Consider the following 22,003-nt stretch of genomic DNA (forward strand, 5'->3'; position numbering starts at 1 on the left):
GCGCAGCGGCCCCAAAAAGGGACTGCGGTGCAGTCCAGCGGGAGCAAGCTCCCTCGCCACAACAGCAGGTGTTTGACGGGTCAGGTATTGGTTTTCAGCTTGGTCCACAGGCGCGTGGTCAAGCGCGCGATGGACGCCGGCAGATCCTCAACGGTGAACAGCTTGTCCATCACGTTTTTCGGAGGATATATCGCCAGGTCCTCTTTCACCGCCGGTACGACATAGGCATCCGCCGCACTGTTTGGATTAGCGTAGTGAATGCTGTTGCTGATGTTCGCAATCACTTGCGGGGTCAGCAGGTAATTCATGTACGCATAGCCATTCTTCTCGTGCGGCGCGCTCTTGGGCATGACCACCATGTCAAACCACAGGGTGGAGCCCTCATCCGGGATCGCATAGGCAATGTCGATACCGTTCTTTGCTTCCTTGGCGCTGGCGGCAGCCTGCACGATGTCGCCGTTGAAACCGATCACCGCGCAGACGTTGCCATTGGCCAGGTCGCTGATGTACTTGGAGGCGTGGAAGTACTGCACGTATGGGCGAATCTTCAGCAACGCCTGCTCGGCTTTTTTGTAATCCGCCGGCTCATGGCTATGGGGCGGCAAGCCCAGGTAGTTGAGGGTGATCGGCAGGACCTGCGTCGGGTTGTCGATGATCGCCACACCGCACTCGCTGAGTTTCTTGATGTTGGCCTCGTCGAAAAATAGGTTCCAGGAACGAGTGACATCAGTGCTGCCGAAGATCGCCTTGATCTTATCGACGTTATAGCCGATGCCTGCGGTGCCCCACATGTACGGATAGCCGTACTGATTGCCTGGATCGTTGACCTCGAGTTTTTTCATCAAGGCCGGGTCGAGGTTTTTCCAGTTCGGCAGTTGGCTCTTGTCGAGCTTCTGGATCGCCCCGGCCTTGATCAGGCGTGACAAGAAGTGGTTCGACGGGCTGACCACGTCATAACCGGTATTGCCGGTCATCAACTTCGATTCCAGGACTTCGTTGCTGTCGTGAATGTCGTAGGTGGCCTTGATCCCCGTTTCCTTGGTGAAATTGGCCAGGGTGTCGTCGGCGATGTAGCCGTTCCAGTTGGAAATATTCACGGTTTCGTCGGCGTAAGCGGCTGCGCAAAACGTAGAGAGGACGGCCAGCAGGGAAACTGTATTGACGCGCATGTTCGATCACCTTCGTGCTGAAGTGCTTTTATTGTGGGGGAGTTCTAGATTTCTGATTTGGCCCTGACCGACTCGACGCGCATGCGCAGCATGGCGCCGATGTCGAGAAAGGGCTTGGGTGGGAGCCAACCTGGGCGAGCCCGGTCCATGACCGATTGCAAAATCGGCGAGTCGACACCCGACGCCAGTTCTGCCAATAACCGACCCCAAAGCGTGCCGCGAGCCACGCCCGAGCCATTGCAACCGGCCACGGCGAACACGCCCTCCTCGACCTTGGCAAAGTACGGCTGCCCGGAGCGCGAAGCGCTGAGGTGTCCGGTCCAGGTGTACTGAATGTCGTGTTCGTTCAGCATTGGGAAACGTCGCTGTAACCCCAGCACATGGTGCTTGCGGCGAGTCGCCAGCTCAGAGAGGGACAAGTCGTTGGCGCGGTATTCCGCGGTGTTGCGGATCATCACCCGGCGATCCGGGGTCAGGCGCACCGTGGCGCCTAATGGCCGGGTCGATAGCACGCCCCACGGCTCTGGGGCTCCGATGGCTTGAAACTCTTCGTCATTGAGCGGCCTTGTCAGGCTTGCGCTGAGTTCCATCGCAAAGGTGCCGCTGTCGCTGATGCCCGCCCTGGGAATAAAGGCATTCAGGCAGACCAGCACCTGTTTGGCCTCAATGCTGCCATTGATGCCGACGGCGCGAATGCGCCCATTGCCGATGCGTTGCAGGCGAGTGATCTCGGTGTTTTCAAACAGCGTCACCTTCTCCGGCAGCGCATCGAGCAAACCCTTCACGTACTTCGCCGGTTGCAACAGTGCATTGCCATTGCCGCACCAGATCGCGGATTGATAGTGACGAGTTCCCAGTTTCTCGATCAATTGCTCACCTTGCAGGAACTGCGCAGAAGCACCGACCGCGTGCAGCGTCTGCAACTTGGCCTCGACATGGCTCAACTTGCGCGGATCGCTGACGGCAAAGAAATACCCCGATTCACGGAAATCACATTCGATGCCATACCGGGCAATGCGCTTGCGCACCTCATCGCTGGCGGCGCGGGAAATCGACGTATCAACCTGAAAGTCGGCGAAACCTGAATGGCCTTGCAGTTCGGTTTCGGCTGGATGTTCGTGGGCCACCACGAAACCGGAATTGCGCGCGGATGCCCCTTGCGCGGCACGCTGGCGGTCGACAACCAGGATCCGGGCCTGAGGATGCATTTCTGCGAGTGAATGAGCGGCACTCAGGCCGGTGATCCCGGCACCAATCACCAGCCAATCGGCCTGTTGCTTGCCGCTGAGAGGATCACGCTGCGGTGAATTCCCGGCTTGTGCAATCCAGCCACATACATTTTCCATGCATCACCTCGTTGACTGTCGTTGCGCGAGTGACCTCGGCTCAAGCTGTATGCTTGATTTGCATGATCGGTTTGAGATAACACTCGCCAGAGCTCGAATCTAAAGGCTCTTGATGGTCGCAACCAACGTTATTAAATCATTCAGGTATTCTGAAAACGCATGGATAAAATTCGCCACGTTCCTTCGCTCCAGGGCTTGCAAGCATTGGTTGAAGTTGCCGATTCCGGCAGTTTCACCCAAGCGGCGCAAACGCTGTGCCTGACCCAGAGCGCGGTGAGCCGGAAAATCCAGCAATTGGAGAGTCACTTCGGCGTCGCGATGTTCCTCAGGAACAGCCGCAGCCTGCGCCTGACACCCGAGGGCGAACAGGTGCTCGCCTCTGCGCGGAATATGCTTGAACAACTCAAAGCCCTTGAAGACCGGATCGCCCCGCAGAAACGCCCGTTCCGCATCCGCATGCATGTGTCGTTGGCGGTGCGCTGGTTGCTGCCCAGGCTCGGCGACTTTTACCGGCATCATCCGGAGGTTCCGCTGGCGATCGAAACCGTGGCGACCGAAGTGGTCGAGCCGGCCAGCGACAGTGACGCCTACATCCTCTATCTGCCGCAGCCGTCCGGCGCGGCGGATTGCCTGACGCTGTTCGAGGAGGCGCTGGTGCCGGTGTGCGCACCGGGCCTGGCCGTGGCATCGCTGGAGGAACTGCCCGGCTTCGCCCTGCTGCACCGATCAGCCGACAGGAATGACTGGAAAAACTGGCTGGGCGCCAATGGCGGCAAGGCGCTGGGGGAGTTTCGGCACATCCCCTTCAACCTCGATGAACTGGCACTCGATGCCGCCGCGCGTGGATTGGGTGTGGCCATGACCGACATGACCCTGGCGGGCGAGTCAATCGAGCGAGGGGTGCTGGTCGTACCGTTCGGCGAACCGTTGAAGACCCGAGGGGTGTATTCGTTGTGCCTGCAACCGTCGGCGGCGTCGCATCCGGCGTGCGGGCCGGTGATGCAGTGGTTTGCCGAGCAGGCCGTCTCACCTCACAACCTGTAGGAGCAAGCTTGCTCCTACAGGATTTGCTCAGTCGTCTTCATGCAACTTGATCCCACGCTTATGCAGCAGATACGGCACCACCAACACCAGCAGCGTCAGGGCCAGGAAGAATGCCGAGATCGGTTGGGTCACGAAGATCATCCAGTCGCCCTCGCTGATGGACAGGGCGTTGCGCAACTGCTTCTCGGCCATTGGCCCCAACAGCATGCCCACGATCACCGGCGCGACCGGGAAATCGAACCGCCGCATCAACACACCTGCCCAGCCGATGCCCAACATCAGAAACAGGTCGAAGGAAGAATGGCGCATGCCGTACACACCGATGGTGGCGAACACCAGAATCCCGGCGTTCAAGTACGGCCGGGGGATTTGCAGAAGTTTGACCCACAAACCCACCAGCGGCAGGTTCAACACCAGCAGGATGACGTTGCCGATATACAGCGACGCGACCAGGGTCCAGACCAGATCGGCGGAGGTTTCGAAGAGCATCGGCCCTGGTTGCAGGTTGTAGTTCTGGAACGCCGCCAGCAGAATCGCCGCAGTGGCAGACGTCGGTATTCCGAGGGTCAGCAGCGGCACCAATGACCCGGTGGCGCTGGCGTTGTTGGCGGCTTCCGGGCCGGCCACGCCTTCAATGGCGCCCTCGCCTTTGTTGGCGGAAAACTCCTTCGCAAACTTGCTGAGCTTGCGTTCGGTGGAATAGGACAGAAACGTCGGGATCTCCGCGCCACCAGCCGGAATCGAGCCGAACGGAAAACCGATCAACGTGCCTCTCAGCCAGGCGGGCACCGAGCGTTTCCAGTCAGCGCGGGTCATCCACATCGAGGTCATGCGGTGCCGCCCCTCTGTTTGCTCTTTTTGATAGAGCAAGCTGTACAGCGCTTCGCCGACCGCGAACAACCCGACCGCAACCAGCACCACTTCGATGCCATCCACCAACTCGGGCACGCCCAGGGTGTAGCGCGCGATTCCCGAAGTCGAGTCCAGGCCGATCAAGCCGATGACCAGCCCGATGCCCAGCGAGGCAAAGCCGCGCAGCATGGAGGCGCCGAGCACCGCCGACACGGTGGTGAAGGACAACACCAGAATCGCGAAATACTCCGCCGGCCCGAAATTCAGCGCCAGCCTGGCCACCACCGGTGCGAACAGGGTCAGCAAGATCGTGGCGATGGTGCCGGCCACAAACGAACCTATCGCCGCCGTCGCCAGGGCCGGCCCTGCCCGGCCATTGCGCGCCATGAGGTTGCCTTCCAGCGCCGTGACCATGGAGGACGACTCACCCGGTGTATTGAGCAAAATCGAGGTAGTGGAACCGCCAAACTGCGCGCCGTAATAGATCCCGGCGAACATGATCAGGGCGCCTGTGGGATCGACCTTGGCGGTGATTGGCAGCAACAAGGCCACCGTCAGCGCCGGCCCAATGCCCGGCAAGACGCCGATGGCGGTCCCCAGCAGGCAGCCGATAAATCCCCACATCAGATTGATTGGCGTCAGCGCCGCGGAAAACCCCATCAACAGGCTTGAGAGTATGTCCACGCTCGATCTCCTTGGGCCCGGGTCAAATCCAGGCGTTGACCAGCGGCGGCAGGGAAACCCCCAGCCCGGCGTTGAACAGCCAGTAAATCGGCAGGGTCAAGGCGATGCCAATGGCGAGATCCCGCAGCGGATGGCGACTGCCAAAACCCCGTGCGGCGCAGACAAACAGCAGCGCGCCAGCCAATACGAAGCCGATAACGTTGATGAGCACGGCAACGCCGACCAGCCCGCCAGTCACCCAGGCTGCACCAGCCTTGCCGCCGGGGATGGTGCCCTGGTCGCCGCCATTATCCAGTTCACGGAAACCGCCGCTGGCGGCCTGGTAACTGAGCAACACGCCGACCACGCCCAGGAATGCCGCGACGACGTAGGGATAGACGTAGGCCGGCAGAATGACAAAGCCCATTTCCGGTGGAAAGCGATAGGCCCCCACGGCCAACACGATGCTGAGGGCGATCAGGCCAATGCCGATCGCCAGTTGCGCCGGAACCACTGCACGCGGCCAGGCCATCTCAAAGCAGCCCCACCTTGACCAGCATCGCACGCAACCGCACGTGCTCTTCGTCGACGAATTTGCCGAAGTCATCACCGGTCAGCACGCTGGGCGACCACGCATTGGTTTTGATATTTTCCTGCCAGACTTTGCTGTTGCTGGCGGCCACTACTGCGTCGGTCACTTCCTTCCGCTGCTCGGGTGTGAGGCCTGCTGCGCCATAGACACCGCGCCAGTTGCCGATGACCACGTCGTAGCCTTTTTCTTTCAGAGTCGGCGCATCGATCTCGGGAACACGCTCAGGCGCGCCGATGGCGAGAACACGGATCTGGCCGTTCTTGATGTATTGGCCGAGCTCGGCATACCCGCCGGTGAGCACTTTGATCTGACCGCCCAACACCTGGGCTACCACTTCACCCCCGCCGCCGGTGGCGATGTAATTGACCTTGTTGACCGGGACATCGAGCTTGCCCGCCAGCTCGGCGATGCCGATGTGGTCGATGGATCCCTTGGAACCCCCGCCCCAGGTAATGCTGGACGGTTTGGCCTTGAAGTCGGTGATCAGCTCTTCAAGGGTTTTGTATGGCGACTCTTTGCGCACGGCAATCACGTTGTATTCGGTGAACAGACGGGCAATCGGCGTCACGTCTTTCAAGGTGATTTGCGGTTTGTTCTGTTCGATGCCCGCAACCATGATCGCGCCCACCACCAGCAGCGCGTTCGGGTCGCCCTTGGTGCTGTTGGCAAATTGCGCAAGCCCCAGCGTTCCCCCGGCGCCACCCTTGTTCTCGAATGTCGTGGATTTGGCCACGTTGGCTTCGATCAGGGCTTTACCCAACACCCGCGCAGTCTGGTCGTAACCGCCGCCCACAGAGCCTGGGGCCATGAACTTCACGGTGTCCAGCGCGAACGCGGGGGTGGCGAGAGCAGCAGCGGTGAGACCAACAGCCAGGTAGCGACTGAAGCGGCTGAACAAAGCGGACATGGTGTACCTCCCTCTTACATTGTTTTTATGGGTGCCAACTGCGCTTCGATCAGAACGCGAGTCCTGCTCAATACACATGACCTGCGGATAAGCGTAGGCCATGGTTCTGATTGGCGTTCTTTCAGTTTTTGGAGAGCGCTTTGGGATTGGGTGAATATCCGTTATTGGGGGCCGTCCTGATCAGAAGCCTGTACGCATCCCCCCGTAGGAGCTGGCTTGCCAGCGATGGCGCCCGTCAGGTCAATCAAGTGTCGACTGACACACCGCCATCGCCGGCAAGACGGGCTCCTACAGATACGCGGGATTTGTCTGCACCATTTCCTGAGGGCAAACGCAGTTCCCCTGTAGGCGCTGGCTTGCCAGCGATAGCGCCCGTTCAGTCAATCAAGTGTCGACTGACACACCGCCATCGCCGGCAGGCCTGCTCCCACAGGGAATGTGTATAACCGCTTTGAAGAAAGCTCATTACAAACATGTCATCAAGTTGTCAGCCTACTCAACACCCTCGCTCCCTACAGTGAACCCGTCAGTCACCCACACCGGATGACACACCTGCCACTGAAGAAAACAAGGGTCCCCACCATGAAACCATTGAGCAAACTCTGCCTGATAGCCGCCAGCCTGTTCATGCTGGGCAGCGGTTCCGCCATGGCCGCCAGCACCGCGTCGGTCAAGGCCAATAACGTCGTGCTGGTGCACGGCTCCTGGGCCGACGGCTCCAGTTGGTCGGACGTGATCGCCCGCTTGCAGGCTGCCGGATTGCACGTCACTGCAGTGCAGAATCCGCTGACTTCGGTGGCGGATGACGTAGCCGCGACTCAACGGGTCCTCGATCAGCAGGACGGCCCGACCGTACTGGTCGGCCACTCCTACGCCGGCACGGTGGTCAGTGAGGCCGGGGTCAATCCGAAAGTCAGTTCACTGGTGTACGTCGCCGCCCGGGCGCCGGATGCCGGGGAAGACTTTGTCGCCCTTTCGGCCAAATATCCGACCATGCCCGTGCGCGCCGGCACCGAAGAGCACGACGGTTTCATCAGCCTCAAGCAGGACGCCTTCCTCAAGTACTTCGCCAGTGACGTGGCCCACGACAGGGCGATGCAACTTTTCGCCGAGCAGCAACCGATCGCCAAGACCCTGTTCACCGACCGCACCACCGCCGCGGCCTGGCACACCAAGCCGTCGTGGTACGCGGTGTCCAGCCAGGACCAGACCATCAACCCGGACCTGGAACGTTTCCTCGCCAAGCGCATGGACGCGACCACCATCGAATTGCCGTCGAGCCACTTGTCGCTGGTGTCCCATTCCAAGGAAATCGCCGACCTGATCCTCGCTGCCGCCGGTCGCCAGTCGTAATCACACACCCTTTCATTACAACTTTGTAATCAACCTGTTGGTGGGCTGTCCAGATCGCCTGGTTAACCTGAACTCACTGTCAGGCAACACTTCGGCAGCCACCACACACCTGAATAGAGAGACTGATCATGAAACTGTACATCCTCGGTTTTGCCGCCCTCCTCGCCACTGGCTCGGCGTTTGCCGATACCCAGAGCAGCGCTCCGGTGATCCACGACAAAGATGCCGCCTTCGTCCATCTCGACGTGGCCAAAGTGTTGGGCGAAACCGACATTTCGCAACAGTGCGGCATCATCCCCGCCCAACTGAATTACCTCGATCGCCAGGGTCGTCAGCACGAACTGGACTACCTCGTTCAAGGCAGCGGTTGCACGAATGATCATTGATCGCCACCCCCGCGTACCGGCAAATGAACGGGCTACACTGGCGACAACGCACGCCGCCGTGGCCCGCCTGCGCGCCACCGACTTTTGCTGACACCGAACCAGGCAGAATCCCATGAACATTCTCGTCGTCGAAGATGAACCCAAGGCCGGTAATTACCTGCTCAACGGCTTGCAGGAACTCGGTTATTCCGTGAGCCTGGCGCGCGACGGCGTCGATGGCTTGCACCTGGCTCTGGAACACGATTTCGACGTGATCGTGCTGGACGTGATGATGCCGAAGATGGATGGCTGGGAAGTCCTGCGTCGCTTGCGCAAGGAGGCCGACACGCCGGTGCTGTTCCTCACCGCCCGCGATGACATCGCCGACCGCATCAAGGGCCTCGAACTGGGCGCCGACGATTACCTGATCAAACCCTTTTCTTTCGCCGAACTGGTAGCCCGACTGCGCACCCTTACCCGCCGTGGCCCAACGCGAGAAGAAGAACAGCTGCAAATCGACGACTTGCAGATCGACGTGCTCAAACGCCGCGTCACTCGCGCCGGCGTGCGCATCACACTGACCAACAAGGAATTCGCTCTGTTGCACCTGTTCGCCACGCACCAGGGCGAGGTGCTGTCGCGTTCGATGATCGCGTCGCGGGTCTGGGACATGAATTTCGACAGTGACACCAACGTGGTGGACGTCGCCGTGCGCCGGCTGCGGATGAAGATCGACGATCCGTTCCCGCTCAAGCTGATCCACAGCGTGCGCGGCATCGGCTACCGCTTCGATACACAGCCATGAGCGCACTGTCCCGCCTTCGCCATTCCCTGACGCTGCGTCTGGCGCTGGTGTTCGCCTTTTTGGCATTTGTATCGCTGACCCTGCTCGGCGTAGCGCTGTACCACGACCTGGAGCGCGAGTTGATCCGCCGCGACGACGCCGCGCTGGTGACGCGCATCGATCAACTGCGCACGTTCCTCAACGACAGCAACACCCTGGAACTGATCCGCACCAAACCGGCGTTGTTCCAGAACATGCTCGGCAACCGCGAGGCGCTATTGACCATCGGCGCCCCCGGGCAACCGCCCTTGCTGGAGGTCAACCCGGGCAAACTGCACACCCCCGCGTTAGCGCCGATGCCCATTGATCACCCATTAAGCTTGAGCGACGTGCAGCACTTGCCCAGCGTCGACGGCGTGCCCTTTTCGGCGCTGGCGGCAACCATCGACACCGGCGACCAGGGCATTCTGCAAGTGCTCACCGGGCGCCTGATGACCGAGCGCACCGCCGTGCTCGCCAGTTACCGCTTCAACGTTTATCTGTTCGCCAGCGTGGCGGCGATTCTATTGGCGTTGTCCGGCTATGTACTGGTTGATCGCGGCCTGCTGCCCGTTCGGCATTTGGCGCGACATGCTCAAGGCATCGGCGTCGGCAACCTCAACGAGCGCCTCGACAGCCGGGATGCGCCGCTGGAGCTATTGCCGATGATCGAGGCCTTTAACGCCATGCTCGATCGACTGGGCAAGGGCTTCGTGCAGTTGGGCCAGGTGTCGACCGACATGGCCCATGAATTGCGCACGCCGATCAACAACCTGCTCGGCGAAACCCAGGTCGCGTTGCAGCAGAATCGCAGCATCGAAGCCTATCAACAGTTGCTCGCCTCCAATGTCGAGGAACTCGAACGCCTGGCGCGGATGCTCGATAACATGCTGTTTCTGGCACGCACCGACCCGGCCAGTGCCCTGCGCCAACGCCAAGAGCTGGTCGCCGCCGAGGAAATGGAACGCATGGCCGACTATTTCGAAGGGCTCGCGGCCGATGTCGGCATCCGTATCAATGCCCAGGGCAGCGGATTGATCTGGGCCGAACCGATGCTGCTGCGCCGCGCCATGGCCAACCTGTGTTCCAACGCGATCAAGTACGGCGCGCCTGACTCCGAGCTGCACATCAGCGCCGCACCGAGGGCCGACGGCATCCGTTTGCAGGTACGCAACCATGGCCAGACCATCCCCGCCGAACACCTGCCCAGGCTGTTCGAGCGCTTCTACCGGGTCGACGAATCCCGCGAACGCTCGGCGCAATCCAATGGTTTGGGACTGTCGATCGTGGCGACGATCATGCAATTGCATAACGGCGCCTACAGTGTCAGCAGTGCTGACGGGGTTACCTGCTTTGAGTTGTTTTTCCCGGCGCGGCGACCGGGTGAATAACGACCATTGAAAGAACAACGCGCACTTGTGGCCAGGGAGCTTGCTCCCGCTGCGGCGCGCGGCGACCCTAAAAGAAGGCCTGCTGCGCAGCCCGGCGGGAGCAAGCTCCCTCGCCACAGGGTTTGCCAACCCGGACTCAATCGACGAAAAACTCTCGAAAGCGCGAGTCATGACCTAACCTCATAGGCTGGGTGACTGACAACCAATCGAGCACGCCTATGCGCAATGGATTGAGGTGGATGATTTTCGTCGCGTTGGCGCTGTTCGGGCCGGGCAGTGCAATGCTGTCGGCGGCGCCCCTCTCCGACACCCCTGCCGCCATCACCAGGCCTGCAAGCGAGACGGTTTCCGATGCTGATCTGCTGACCCTGCAAACCCGATTGAACAGCCTCAAACAACAGGTTTCCCTCGCCACCAACTACAGCCAGCTGGAAGCTCCGCAGGATCTGGCGCAAGCGTTTATCCAGGACATCGATCGCCTGTCGGCCCTGCTGTTGCCCGAACAAGCTCAATTACAAGCGCAAATGAATGTGCTCGGCCCGGTACCGCTGGAACAGGCCTCTCCGGAAAAAACCGATATTGCCCTGCAACGAGCCACGCTCAGCGAGCAAAAGAACCGAATCGATAGCAACCTCAAAGCCCTCGCTACGCTCAAAGCCAGTGCGGCCGAACTCCTCACCCAGATTGCCGGCATTCGTCGCAGCCTGCTCGAAACCGAAGTGACCCAACAAACCAAAAGCATCCTCAACCCCTGGTTCTGGGCGCCCTTGTTGAATCCACCCGCGGAGGATCGGCAGCGGCTGAGCTCGTTCATCTCGCAGGCGAGCGCGACCCTCGACGCCGCGTGGCAACCGGGACAACGCCTCGTCACCAGTCTGTTGGTCGTACTGGCCATGGTCCTGTGGTTCCTCGGGCGGGGGTTTACTGAGCGAGGCCTGACCTGGCTGTGCATTCATCGCGTGCCTGAAGGACGCCTGCGGCGCAGCACCCTGGCGCTGGCCTCGGTCGTCGCCACCGTGTTGACGGCCTGGCTTGCCTTGCAGTTGTTGTTTTTTGCCGTCACCCGGCAGATGCCATTGACGCCGCAACTGGCGGGCTTTTCCCAGGACTTCGAGAAGATCATTTACACCTGCGTGATGATCACCGGCCTGGGTCGCGCACTGCTGTCCACGCAGCATCCTTCGTGGCGGCTGCCAGCCATAGCCGATTCAGTCGCGCTGGCGATCAAGCCTTTCCCCGCGCGACTGGCCTGCGTGCTGCTGGTGCTGGTGTCGATGGCCCAGTTGACCAACGCCACCGGCATGAGCTCAGACGTCGTGATCTCCGTCAGGGGGTTTGTGGCGTTAATCGTTTCGGCGATGATCGGCCTGCTGTTGTTGCGCGTCAGCAAAACCCGCCAGGCCATGGTCGCGGCCGGTACAGCGCCTGAAGCGGGCCGGACGCTGGCTGGCGTGATCTACGCCTTCGCCAGCATTGCCGTGGTAGTTTCACTGCTGACCTTGCTCGCCGGCTACGTGTCGCTGTCGCGGTTCATCACCTATGAACTGGTCTGGCTGTACATCATCTTTGCCGGATTCTACTTGCTGATCCAACTGGTGAAAGACGGCTGCGAACACCTGTTCTCACCTCGACATTCCACCGGCAAGGGCATCAAACAGTTGCTGGGCATTGGCGATGCGCGCCTGGAGCAGATTTCGACCATTTTGTCCGGCGCTGGCCGGGCCGCACTGTTGCTGATCGCGTTCATCACCTTGCTGGTGGGTGGCGTGGGCTCGACGCTCGGCCAGTTGATCACCAATATTCTGGCCATCCTCGGAGGCGATGGCCTGCGCAAGCTGAACATCGTCCCGGGCAACCTGCTGCATGCCATCCTGGCGCTGGCAATCGGCGTCTACCTGATCCGCTCGTTTCGCCGCTGGCTGGACAATGAGTTCCTGCCGAAAACGGAAATGGACCCCGGCATGTGTGCCTCGCTCAGCACCCTGTTCGCCAATATCGGCTATGCGTCGGTGATACTGCTCGCGCTGTCTTCGCTGGGGATCAAGTGGACCAACCTGGCCTGGATCGTCAGCGCCTTGTCGGTGGGGATCGGCTTCGGCCTTCAGGAGATCGTCAAGAACTTCATTTCAGGCCTGATTCTGCTGACCGAACGCCCGGTAAAAGTCGGCGACCTGATCAGCATCAGTGGTGTGGAAGGTGATATTCGCAGGATCAACGTGCGGGCCACCGAAATACAACTGGCTGACCGCTCAATCGTCATCGTGCCCAATTCACAGCTGATTTCGCAGAATTTGCGCAACGTCACCCTCGGCGGCAGCGCCCAGGGCGTGGCGACTCTCGAACTGATATTCCCGCTGGACATCGACCCGGAGCAAGTGCGTAACCTGCTGTACGACACCTTCGTCGAGCACGATTCCATTCTGGAAAAACCGGCGCCGTTCGTACGCTTCAGCCAACTGAAACCCGAAGGCATTACGCTGACCATCACCGGTTATGTGGGCAGCCCGCGAAACGTGGCCTTGATCAAAAGCGATCTGCTGTTTGAAGTACTCAAGCGGCTGGGTGCCGCCGGTATTGAGCTGGCGAAACCGCCGCCCACCGCGTGATTCCGAATCACGTGGTGGGCAGTCACTGCATCAATGCGCGATGCACACCGATTTCAGCTCGGTGTAAGCCTCGATCACCGCGCGACCGAACTCGCGCCCCATGCCCGATTGCTTGACGCCGCCGAACGGCATCGCCGGGTCAAGCAGCACGTGGGCGTTGACCCAGACTGTACCGGCCTCGATGCGCGGTACCAGGTTCATGGCTTTGCCGAGGTCATTGGTCCACAGGCTGGCGGCCAGGCCGTAGCGGTTGTCGTTGGCCAGTTCGATAACGGCATCTTCGTCATCAAACGGCATCACACCCAGCACCGGGCCGAAGACTTCTTCGCGGGCCACGGCCATGCTGTGGTCGATATCGGCGAGGATGGTCGGCTGGACGAAGAAGCCGTCGCCTTCCACCAGCTCACCACCCGACACCACGCGCGCGCCTTCCTGACGGGCCAGCTCAATGTGCTTGAGCACGCTCTGTTGCTGCTTGCGCGACACCAGCGGGTTGATCGCCGCGTCGCCGTTCATGCCCGCGCCAATCGGCATCGCCGAGACGGCCGCTGCCAGGGCTTCGACAAACTTGTCGTGGATCGAACGATGCACGTAGAAGCGCGAAGCCGCTGCGCAGACTTGTCCGTTGTTCAGCAGGCCACCAAGGATCGCGCCTTGTACGGCTTTTTCGATGTCGGCATCGGCGAGCACGATCATCGGGTTCTTGCCGCCCAGCTCCAGGGAGAAGCGCGTCATGTTTTCCATGCAGGCCACGCCGACGCTTTTGCCGACGGCGGTGGAGCCGGTGAACGAGACTTTGCTCACCAGCGGATGCTTGGTCAGCACACCGCCAACCGAAGCACCGCCACCGGTCACGACGTTGAACACACCCGCCGGGATGCCTGCTTCGAGGGCCAGTTCCGCCAGGCGCATCGCAGTCAACGGGGTTTCCATCGCCGGTTTGATGATCACCGTGCAGCCGGTGGCCAGTGCCGGCATCAGCTTCCAGGCAGCAATCAGCAGGGGGAAGTTCCACGGTACGATACCGACCACCACGCCCACCGGCTCACGCTTGGTGAACGCGGTGAACTTGGCGCCTGGCGGCATCGGGATCGACACATCAAAGGTCTGCCCTTCGATCTTGGTCGCCCAGCCAGACATGTAGCGCATGAATTCCACGGTGGCGTTCAGATCCAGCCCGCGAGCCATGTTGATCGACTTGCCCTGGCTCAGGGTTTCCAGTTGCGCCAGTTCTTCGGCGTGCTCTTCCACCAGTCGGGTGAAGTTCAACAGGATGCGCTCGCGGTCTGCCGGGCGCAGTGCCGACCAGACGCCGGATTTGAAAGCCTTGTGCGACGACTGCACCGCTTGCTCGACGATTTCCAGTGGCGCGTCGAGGGTTTCGCAAAGGGTTTGCCCGGTTGCCGGGTTCACCACGGCAATGCTTTCGCCTTCGGCAAACACCCACTGACCGTCAATGAAGCAGCCGTGGCGGCGGCCGATGAATGCAGCAACCTGCGGCAGTATTTCAACGTTGCTCATAAATCACCTTTCATTCAAATGTGGGAGCCGGCTTGCTGGCGTCTTTATGAACGGTGCAAGGCTTGAGGCCGCTATCGCTGGCAAGCCAGCTCCTACAGGGGTTGGTTAGTGTGTCAGCCGTCAATCGGCCGCTTATTGTTGTTCTTTGAGAAAGCACACGACCGCCTCGCGATCGTCCGCGGAAGCCATGCCCATGTAAGGCATGTAAGTGCCGGGAACGAAGGCCTGGGGCTGGGTGATGAGCTGTGCGATGTTCTCGGCTTGCCAATCGATGTTCTTGTTACGCATGGCTTGCGAGTAGTTGAAGCCTTCCAGCGAACCGGACTTGCGCCCGACCACACCGGCCAGGTTCGGCCCCATCATGCCGGCCGTGCCTTTAGTCACCGCATGACAGACCCCGCACTCGTTGGCGAACAGCTCGGCGCCACGGTTCTTGACCGGTGCGCAATCGGCAGCCAGCGCGGCTTGCGCCAGGGTGAAGGACAACAAACCGATGAGGGGCAATCGCAGGGAAGTGAACATAAGAAACGACCTTGAAAATCCACGTGCTCGTCAGCAGACGAACGCCAACACAAAAACTGCCGGAGCATGGGTACCCCGGCAGGGTTGGCAAGGATTGTCGGTGGTCGGTGACCCGCAGGGTTTGCCCTGCGTGCCAGTTGTGTTGGCGGTTCTGCCAATTCACCAGAAGACCGATACCCACACCGCACAAAACCGTAGGAGCTGGCTTGCCAGCGATGGCGGCCGTGAGCCCGGCGCTAGGCATGAAAGCAATATCGCCAGCAAGCCGGCTCCTGCTTTAGGAGGGCGTTAGAAACCTCAACGCTATCACTTGGCCATGCAATCTGGCATGCACAACCAACTCTTTGGCAAACAGGCAAAAGGGCGAAAGACATCTGTTCCTTAGTATCTAAAAAGACCGCAAACCTGCGCTCAAGAACAAGAACGGATGTCACGCCATGCTTAAGTCCCCCTTGCTTCGCCTCTCGACTCTCGCGCTGATGATCAGCGCAGGTCAGGCCGGAGCTTATGAGCTCTACGCCGACGACGACAGTCACCTGAACGCCACTCTGGAAGCGGTTTTCGGCATTTTCCACAGCCAGGAAAACTACGCCCTGTCGGGCCGTCTCGATGAAGGTTCCTCGTCGTGGCGTGAAGGCTATATCAAGTACGGTCTGAGCTTCGACCAAGGCCTGGCCGGGGTCGGCACCGCTTACGGCGCGGCGAACATGCTCAGCTCCGGAACGTGGGGCGATGGCGATGCCGCCGGTTTCAGCGACGGTTCGGAACGCACCACCAAGTTCGAAGATGCTTACCTCGGCTGGCGTTCGGCCGACCTGTTCCCGGTGCTGGGGACCGACGGCATTGACCTGTCGTTCGGTCGCCAGAACATCATGATCGGCGACGGCTTCCTGATTAACGGCGACGCGCTGAACCTGGGCAAAGGCCTGGCCGACGGCGAGTTCAACCGTGGCGGCGCCTACTGGCTGGCGGCGCGCAAGGCCTTCGACGAGACCGCCGTGTTGCGCATTGGCGGCAAGGAAGGCTGGCGCAGCGACCTGATGTGGTTGAAATCCAACAACCGCGCCCAGGCCATGACCGAAATGTACGCGGGCACCCTGGAGCATGTGTCCGAAGCCGGTACCGTCGGCTTGACCTACATCGGCACCACCGACATCGACGAGCAGTACGCCTCGCCGATTCAACTTGAACGCGACGGCATGAAGACTTACAGCCTGCGCGCCACCGGCAATGCCGGGGTGAAAGACCTGTTCCTCTCCGGTGAATACGCCAAACAGGACAAACCCCATACCGACAGCGAAGACGCCTGGTACCTGGAAGCCGGCTGGACCTTCTCCGATGTGGCCTGGTCGCCGTATGTCAGCTACCGCTACAGCCGTTTCTCGGAAAACTACGACACGCTGTTCTACGGGTTCAGTCGCGGCTTCGGTACCTGGTTCCAGGGTGAAGTGGCGGGTAACTATGCCGGCCCGTTCAACACCAACTCGCGCATCCAGCAGGTCAAATTCAGCGTCGCACCGCTGGAGAACCTGAGCGTCGGCGCGATGTATTTCAACTTCGACACCATCGACCGCAACCTCGGCAACACCGACGGTCACGAAGTCGACCTGTATGCCGAATGGCACGTCAACGACCACCTGATGGTGATGCCGCTGATCGGTCTGTTCCAGCCGGACAAGAGCGCTGACCAGGGTGGCACGCAGTTGGGCAACAACGACAAAAACCTCTACAGCCAAGTGGTTTTCGCCACCACTTTCTAAGCCCGACCGGGGCAGTGGCGCATCCACTGCCCCTTTGGAAAAAGGCCTTTCCAATGCGCAAAACATTCCTCTCGATCCAGAGCAAGATCGCCCTGCTCGCCGGCCTCTGCCTGCTGTTGGTGGTGGGTCTGCTGATGGGATTGTCGCTCTACCAGACTCACCAGAGCAGCCAGCAGGTGGCCCAGGCCAGCAGCGAAATGCTCGCCAACGCCGCCAAGGAACACATGCAGGCCCTGGGTAAAGTGCAGGCCATGCAGGTGCAACGCACCTTCATGCAGACCCATGAATTTGGCCAAGGGTTATCACGCTATTTGCTTTACCTGAGGCAACTCCAGCACCAGGGCAATCTGACCCGCCAACAACTGCGCCAGGAGCTGAGCACCCAGCTTCATCAGGCACTGATCGACAAGCCCGACCTGCTCGGGCTTTACGTCATTTTTGAGCCCGACGCCCTGGACGGTGCCGACGCCGGTTTCGCCGACAAGCCAGACCTGGGCAGCAACGAAACGGGACGCTTCTCGCTGTACTGGGTGCAAAGCAAACCTGGTGAGCTGCAAGCGGTGATCGGCGACGAAGGCCTGCTCGCCAACACCGAGCCCGGACCGAGCGGCGCGCCCTACAACGCCTTCTACACCTGCGCCCGCGACATCCGTCAGGCCTGCGTTCTGGAGCCTTATTTCGACGAGGCGTCCGGCAGCCGCAAACTGGTGACCAGCGTTGCGTTTCCGCTGCTGGAAAACGGCAAGGTCATCGCCGTTGTCGGTCTCGACATCAACCTCGCCGCGTTGCAAAAAAACAGTGAAACCAGCGCACTTCAACTGTTCGATGGTCACGGGCAAATCAGTATCGTCAGTCCACGCGGGGTGATCTCCGCCAACAGCCAGGACGTCAACCGACTCGGTCAACCGATGGACAATCCCCAGGTGATGGACGCCTTGCGCCAAGGCCAGCCGAAGGTGTTCGTCGACCCGCAGCAAATCAAGGTCCTCGAACCGTTGGCACCGATTGCCGACGCTGCGCCGTGGGGTGTGCTGGTGGGGGTTCCGCAAGAAGTCTTGCTGGCCCCGGTCACAACCTTGCAAAAGGAACTCGACGCCCAGGGTGTGCAAAGCACTGCGCTGGAACTGCTGCTCGGTGGCGGCTCCGCCCTGCTCGGCCTGCTGTTGATCTGGTACACCGCGCAGCGCATCACCCGCCCGCTGCAAGTACTGACCCGGGTCATGGAGGACATCTCCCTCGGCGAAGGCGACCTGACCCGGCGCCTGGCGGTGCAGTCACGGGATGAAATCGGCCAGTTGGCCACCGCGTTCAACCGCTTCGTCGAGCGCATTCACCAGTCGATTCGTGAAGTGTCGTCGGCCGCCCTCGGCGTCAATGAGGGCGCGCGGCGTGTGCTGGAGGCGTCAAACTCGTCCCTGAGCAATTTCGACGATCAATCCACCCGCACCAACAGCGTCGCCGCCGCGATCAATCAACTGGGCGCCGCCGCCCAGGAAATCGCCCACAACGCGTCCGATGCTTCGCAGCAAGCTTCCGCCGCGCGGCAACAGGCCGAGGACGGCCGCCAAGTGGTGGAACGCACGATCGAGGTGATGAACGAACTGTCCGGCAAAATCAGTGCGTCGTGCGCCAACATCGAAGTGCTCAACGACAAAACCGTGAACATCGGGCAGATCCTCGAAGTGATCAAGGGCATCTCGCAGCAAACCAATCTGTTGGCGCTCAACGCCGCGATTGAAGCAGCGCGGGCCGGTGAAGCCGGTCGTGGTTTTGCCGTGGTGGCCGACGAGGTACGCAGCCTGGCCGGGCGCACCCAGACCTCGGCGCTGGAGATTCAGCAGATGATCGAGGAACTGCAAGTCGGTGCACGCGACTCGGTCACGACCATGACCGAAAGCCAACAGCACAGCGAAGAAAGCGTCAACATCGCCAACCTCGCCGGCACCCGCCTGGGTAGCGTGACGCAACGCATCGGCGAGATCGACAACGTCAACCAGTCTGTTGCCGCTGCTACCGAGGAGCAGACGGCAGTGGTTGAGGCGTTGAACGTCGACATCACACAGATCAACACGCTGAACTTGCAAGGCGTGGAAAATTTGCAGGCAACGTTGCGGGCTTGTACTGAACTGGAGCAGCAAGCCGCGCGGCTTAATCAACTGGTGGGGAGCTTCAAGATCTGACACCGAGAGTGCCTGTTACATCGCTATCGCGAGCAAGCTTGCTCCTACATTGGATTTTTGCCAGGCACACAGCTTGTGCTCACCGTAGATCCCCCTGTAGGAGCCAGCCTGCTGGCGATGAGGCCAGCACATTCAACATCTTTGCCGCCTGACACCCCGCCAAATCTGGCACCCACAACCAACCACATGGCATGCGCACAAACATGCCGCGCCGCCACCCGCGCGTAGTATCGAAGGCGCCCCCAACTGATGGGCATCGCTGAACCCCTCCATTTCTCACTAAAACAATAAATCGGCCTTCGGGTCGCGGGAGACTTCTGTGCTTAAAAAAAGTGCGTTGGGCTGGCCAAAGATTGCCGGCCTCGGAATTGCGTTGGTGGTGGCCGGGCAGTTTTCCGGCTGGAATTTCGGATTGATGGCCGGTGGCTGGTTGAACATGCTGATCGCCACGCTGTTGATGGCGCTGCTCTGCGGCGGCCTGGCGTTGTGTGTGGCGGAATTGTCGACCGCATTGCCGAGTGCCGGCGGTGTGTTCGTCTATGCGCAGAGTGCGTTCGGGCCGTTCGTGGGTTATCTGGTGGGCATGGCGTGTGCGTTGGCATTGACCATCGGCACCGGCGCGGCAGCCACCTTCATTTGCGCCTATACCGAGTCGATGTTCGGCCTCGGCGGCTGGCCAGTGAAGATTGCGCTGTTCGCGGTGATCATCGGTTTCCACCTGCGCGGCGTCGGCGAGGCCATGGGCCTGACCTTCATCGCCGGTGTCATTGCCGTCGTCGCCCTGCTGACCTTCGGCGTGGCGATGGCGCCCCATGTCGAGTTGGCCAACCTGCTGACATTGCCGGCCAACGTCGCAACACCCGTGAGCCTGGGCGGCATTTTCGCCTGCGTGCCGTTCGCCATCTGGCTGTTCATCACCGTTGAACAAACCGGCTCGGCGGCGGAAGAAGCCAACGAGCCGGGGCGTTCCATGCCACGCGGGATTCTCGCCGCCGTCGGCACCCTGCTGGTGACAGCCTTGGTGGTGCTGGTCTGCGCTCCTGGCGCCGGCGGCGTTGAACTGGTCGGTAGCGCTGGCGATCCGCTGTACGCGGCGATGTCGAGTAACAGCGCCTTCGGTGACGGCTCGTGGCTGGCCAAAGTGATTGGCTGCGGCGCGGTGTTCGGCCTGATCGCCACGTTCTTTTCGTTGATCTATGCCGCGTCCCGGCAGTTGTTCGCCATGGCCCGCGACGGATTGTTTCCTCAGTGGCTGGGCAAGACCGGCAAACGTGGCACGCCATACCCGGCGTTGTTGCTGATCGGTGCAGTCGGTTTGCCGCTGTCCGCCGTCGACCCGGCCACGGTGATGCTCGCCGTCGTATTGCTCCTGAACGTTTGCTACCTGTTCATTTTCGGCGCGTACCTGCGCATCAAAAGCAGCCAACCGGACCTGCCACGCCCGTTCACCCTGGCTGGCGGCAAAGTGGTTGCCTGGCTGGGCCTGGCCCTGACGCTGGTGGTGATCGCCGCCTGTTTCCAACTCGACATGATGATGCTGATCGCCCTCGCGGTGACCTTCACCCTGTGCATTTTCAACTTTCTGCTGCGCAACCGTCGCACCACCGCCACTGAGGTTCCGGACCATGCCTGAAGACACCCTGCTGCAACGCCGTCACCGTGTACTCGGCAGCGCATCGCCGCTGTTCTATGACAAACCTTTGCACCTGGTGCGCGGTGAAGGCGTCTGGTTGTTCGACGTCGATGGGCGTCGCTATCTGGACGTGTACAACAACGTGCCCTGCGTCGGTCACTGCAACCCCCACGTGGTCGAGGCCATGCACCGGCAGGCCAGCACACTGAACATCCACACCCGCTACCTGGATGAGCAAGTGGTGCGCTACGCCGAGCGCCTGACCGCGACGTTCGCGCAGCCGCTGGATACGGTGATGTTCACCTGCACCGGCACCGAGGCCAATGAGCTGGCACTGCGACTGGCGCGTTTCGCCAGCGGCGGCACCGGCATCATCGTCAGTGACTACAACTACCACGGCAACTCCGCGTCGCTGGCCGAAGTCACCACCGCCCTGCCCTCGCCGGAGCCCTTCGCCGCCCATGCCCGCGCCGTACCGATTCCGTGCCTGTACCACGCACCGGCCGGCACCAGCGAGACGCAATTGGCCGAGGAGTACGCGGCCAATATCGCCGCCGCCATAGCGTCGATGCAGGCCCAGGGCATTCGCCCGGCGGCGTTGTTGATCGACACCCTGTTCGCCAACGAAGGTTTGCCGCGAGTACCCGCGAGTTTCGTCAACAAGGCGGCGGCGCTGATTCGCGCCGCGGGTGGCTTGTTCATCGCCGATGAAGTGCAGTCCGGTTTCGGCCGTACTGGCGATCATCTGTGGGGGCATCAGGCCCACGGCGTGGTGCCGGACATCGTCACCCTCGGCAAACCGATGGGTAACGGTTATCCGCTGGCGGGGCTGATCACCCGCAAGGCCTTGGTCGAGTCGTTCGGTCGCAGCGCCATGTACTTCAACACCTTCGGCGGCTCGCCGGTAGCGGCGGCGGTCGGCATGGCGGTGCTGGATGTGATTGAAGAGCAACAACTACTGCACAACGCGCAAAGCGTCGGCGCTTACGTACAGCGGCGTCTGCAAGTGCTGGCGGGCAAGCACTCGATCATTGGCGACGTACGCGGCAAAGGCTTGTTCTTCGCCATGGAACTGGTGCGCGACCGCGCCAGCAAGGAGCCCGCCGGGCTGGAAGCGCGCAAGGTCGTGAACGACATGCGCGAAAACGGCGTGCTGATCAGCAAGATCGGCGCCGGCGACAACATCCTGAAGCTGCGTCCGCCGCTGGTGTTCAGCCGCGAACACGCCGACCTGTTCGTTGACACCCTGGACAGCGCCTTGAGCGCGATTTGAGGC

Annotated in this window: 17 protein-coding genes; 10 read left to right on the top strand and 7 right to left on the bottom strand. The window is 61.0% G+C overall.

The genetic code is table 11. The features are described 5' to 3' along the window. Window positions 1-80: 80 nt before the first annotated feature. Together ABVN21_RS12665 and ABVN21_RS12670 are read right to left on the bottom strand one after the other, a co-directional pair. The gene (locus ABVN21_RS12665; protein ID WP_339556399.1) at window positions 81-1,169 is read right to left on the bottom strand and encodes a polyamine ABC transporter substrate-binding protein; all 1,089 of its coding nucleotides are present in this window, start codon (window positions 1,167-1,169) and stop codon (window positions 81-83) included. Between the two features lie 44 nt (window positions 1,170-1,213). Beyond that, window positions 1,214-2,515, bottom strand: a complete 1,302-nt coding sequence (locus tag ABVN21_RS12670; protein WP_339556400.1) for an FAD-binding oxidoreductase — start codon at window positions 2,513-2,515, stop codon at window positions 1,214-1,216. A 159-nt stretch (window positions 2,516-2,674) separates the two neighbouring features. On the opposite strand from ABVN21_RS12670, the gene ABVN21_RS12675 reads away from it, so the two are divergent. Continuing rightward, window positions 2,675-3,559 carry a LysR substrate-binding domain-containing protein gene (locus ABVN21_RS12675; RefSeq protein ID WP_339556401.1) on the top strand — a complete coding sequence of 295 codons (885 nt, stop codon included), beginning with the start codon at window positions 2,675-2,677 and terminating at the stop codon, window positions 3,557-3,559. Window positions 3,560-3,586: 27 nt separating this feature from the next. Here the strand turns inward: ABVN21_RS12675 and ABVN21_RS12680 are convergent, their stop codons facing one another. From ABVN21_RS12680 to ABVN21_RS12690, 3 genes are read right to left on the bottom strand one after another with little or no spacing between them, the layout of a single operon-like run. Continuing rightward, complete coding sequence (locus ABVN21_RS12680; RefSeq protein ID WP_339556402.1) at window positions 3,587-5,095, bottom strand: tripartite tricarboxylate transporter permease; 1,509 nt, start codon at window positions 5,093-5,095, stop codon at window positions 3,587-3,589. 22 nt (window positions 5,096-5,117) lie between these two features. After that, on the bottom strand, window positions 5,118-5,606 hold the full coding sequence (locus ABVN21_RS12685; RefSeq protein ID WP_339556403.1) for a tripartite tricarboxylate transporter TctB family protein: 489 nt from the start codon (window positions 5,604-5,606) through the stop codon (window positions 5,118-5,120). Window position 5,607: 1 nt separating this feature from the next. Then, window positions 5,608-6,573 (bottom strand): tripartite tricarboxylate transporter substrate-binding protein, encoded by a 966-nt coding sequence (locus ABVN21_RS12690; RefSeq protein ID WP_339556404.1) that lies wholly within the window; start codon window positions 6,571-6,573, stop codon window positions 5,608-5,610. Between the two features lie 582 nt (window positions 6,574-7,155). Between ABVN21_RS12690 and ABVN21_RS12695 the strand changes: the two genes are divergently transcribed. The 5 genes from ABVN21_RS12695 (at window position 7,156) to ABVN21_RS12715 (ending at window position 13,111) form a co-directional block, all read left to right on the top strand. Then, window positions 7,156-7,926 carry an alpha/beta hydrolase gene (locus ABVN21_RS12695; RefSeq protein ID WP_339556405.1) on the top strand — a complete coding sequence of 257 codons (771 nt, stop codon included), beginning with the start codon at window positions 7,156-7,158 and terminating at the stop codon, window positions 7,924-7,926. A 128-nt stretch (window positions 7,927-8,054) separates the two neighbouring features. After that, window positions 8,055-8,312, top strand: a complete 258-nt coding sequence (locus ABVN21_RS12700; protein WP_339556406.1) for a DUF2790 domain-containing protein — start codon at window positions 8,055-8,057, stop codon at window positions 8,310-8,312. Between the two features lie 112 nt (window positions 8,313-8,424). Next, window positions 8,425-9,096, top strand: a complete 672-nt coding sequence (locus ABVN21_RS12705; RefSeq protein ID WP_034150245.1) for a heavy metal response regulator transcription factor — start codon at window positions 8,425-8,427, stop codon at window positions 9,094-9,096. Window positions 9,097-9,101: 5 nt separating this feature from the next. Beyond that, on the top strand, window positions 9,102-10,505 hold the full coding sequence (locus ABVN21_RS12710; protein WP_339556417.1) for a heavy metal sensor histidine kinase: 1,404 nt from the start codon (window positions 9,102-9,104) through the stop codon (window positions 10,503-10,505). A 218-nt stretch (window positions 10,506-10,723) separates the two neighbouring features. Next, entirely contained in the window at window positions 10,724-13,111 is a 2,388-nt protein-coding gene (locus tag ABVN21_RS12715; RefSeq protein ID WP_339556407.1) for a DUF3772 domain-containing protein, read from the top strand. 30 nt (window positions 13,112-13,141) lie between these two features. Here ABVN21_RS12715 and ABVN21_RS12720 read toward each other — a convergent pair whose 3' ends face one another. Together ABVN21_RS12720 and ABVN21_RS12725 are read right to left on the bottom strand one after the other, a co-directional pair. Continuing rightward, complete coding sequence (locus tag ABVN21_RS12720; RefSeq protein ID WP_339556408.1) at window positions 13,142-14,632, bottom strand: aldehyde dehydrogenase family protein; 1,491 nt, start codon at window positions 14,630-14,632, stop codon at window positions 13,142-13,144. 132 nt (window positions 14,633-14,764) lie between these two features. Next, complete coding sequence (locus ABVN21_RS12725; RefSeq protein ID WP_339556409.1) at window positions 14,765-15,154, bottom strand: c-type cytochrome; 390 nt, start codon at window positions 15,152-15,154, stop codon at window positions 14,765-14,767. Between the two features lie 437 nt (window positions 15,155-15,591). Between ABVN21_RS12725 and ABVN21_RS12730 the strand changes: the two genes are divergently transcribed. The 4 genes from ABVN21_RS12730 to ABVN21_RS12745 all read left to right on the top strand — a co-directional run bounded on the left by ABVN21_RS12730 (window position 15,592) and on the right by ABVN21_RS12745 (window position 22,000). After that, window positions 15,592-16,914, top strand: coding sequence for a hypothetical protein (locus tag ABVN21_RS12730; protein WP_339556410.1), 1,323 nt, complete (start codon window positions 15,592-15,594; stop codon window positions 16,912-16,914). Between the two features lie 53 nt (window positions 16,915-16,967). After that, window positions 16,968-19,094 (top strand): methyl-accepting chemotaxis protein, encoded by a 2,127-nt coding sequence (locus ABVN21_RS12735; protein ID WP_339556411.1) that lies wholly within the window; start codon window positions 16,968-16,970, stop codon window positions 19,092-19,094. A 319-nt stretch (window positions 19,095-19,413) separates the two neighbouring features. Then, a complete protein-coding gene (locus ABVN21_RS12740) occupies window positions 19,414-20,727 on the top strand; it encodes an amino acid permease (RefSeq protein WP_339556412.1) in 1,314 nt (437 codons plus the stop codon). After that, window positions 20,720-22,000 carry an aspartate aminotransferase family protein gene (locus ABVN21_RS12745; protein WP_339556413.1) on the top strand — a complete coding sequence of 427 codons (1,281 nt, stop codon included), beginning with the start codon at window positions 20,720-20,722 and terminating at the stop codon, window positions 21,998-22,000. The genes ABVN21_RS12740 and ABVN21_RS12745 overlap by 8 nt, the downstream gene beginning before the upstream one ends. The last annotated feature ends 3 nt before the right edge of the window (window positions 22,001-22,003 follow it).

It is taken from the genome of Pseudomonas sp. MYb327 (assembly GCF_040438925.1).
GTDB lineage: Bacteria > Pseudomonadota > Gammaproteobacteria > Pseudomonadales > Pseudomonadaceae > Aquipseudomonas.

Coding starts and splice junctions, on each gene's coding strand:
- ABVN21_RS12695 (WP_339556405.1), top strand. CDS start 7,156: ATGAAACCATTGAGCAAACTCTGCCTGATAGCCGCCAGCCTGTTCATG.
- ABVN21_RS12675 (WP_339556401.1), top strand. CDS start 2,675: ATGGATAAAATTCGCCACGTTCCTTCGCTCCAGGGCTTGCAAGCATTG.
- ABVN21_RS12745 (WP_339556413.1), top strand. CDS start 20,720: ATGCCTGAAGACACCCTGCTGCAACGCCGTCACCGTGTACTCGGCAGC.
- ABVN21_RS12730 (WP_339556410.1), top strand. CDS start 15,592: ATGCTTAAGTCCCCCTTGCTTCGCCTCTCGACTCTCGCGCTGATGATC.
- ABVN21_RS12665 (WP_339556399.1), bottom strand. CDS start 1,169: ATGCGCGTCAATACAGTTTCCCTGCTGGCCGTCCTCTCTACGTTTTGC.
- ABVN21_RS12715 (WP_339556407.1), top strand. CDS start 10,724: ATGCGCAATGGATTGAGGTGGATGATTTTCGTCGCGTTGGCGCTGTTC.
- ABVN21_RS12735 (WP_339556411.1), top strand. CDS start 16,968: ATGCGCAAAACATTCCTCTCGATCCAGAGCAAGATCGCCCTGCTCGCC.
- ABVN21_RS12720 (WP_339556408.1), bottom strand. CDS start 14,632: ATGAGCAACGTTGAAATACTGCCGCAGGTTGCTGCATTCATCGGCCGC.
- ABVN21_RS12700 (WP_339556406.1), top strand. CDS start 8,055: ATGAAACTGTACATCCTCGGTTTTGCCGCCCTCCTCGCCACTGGCTCG.
- ABVN21_RS12690 (WP_339556404.1), bottom strand. CDS start 6,573: ATGTCCGCTTTGTTCAGCCGCTTCAGTCGCTACCTGGCTGTTGGTCTC.
- ABVN21_RS12685 (WP_339556403.1), bottom strand. CDS start 5,606: ATGGCCTGGCCGCGTGCAGTGGTTCCGGCGCAACTGGCGATCGGCATT.
- ABVN21_RS12670 (WP_339556400.1), bottom strand. CDS start 2,515: ATGGAAAATGTATGTGGCTGGATTGCACAAGCCGGGAATTCACCGCAG.
- ABVN21_RS12705 (WP_034150245.1), top strand. CDS start 8,425: ATGAACATTCTCGTCGTCGAAGATGAACCCAAGGCCGGTAATTACCTG.
- ABVN21_RS12725 (WP_339556409.1), bottom strand. CDS start 15,154: ATGTTCACTTCCCTGCGATTGCCCCTCATCGGTTTGTTGTCCTTCACC.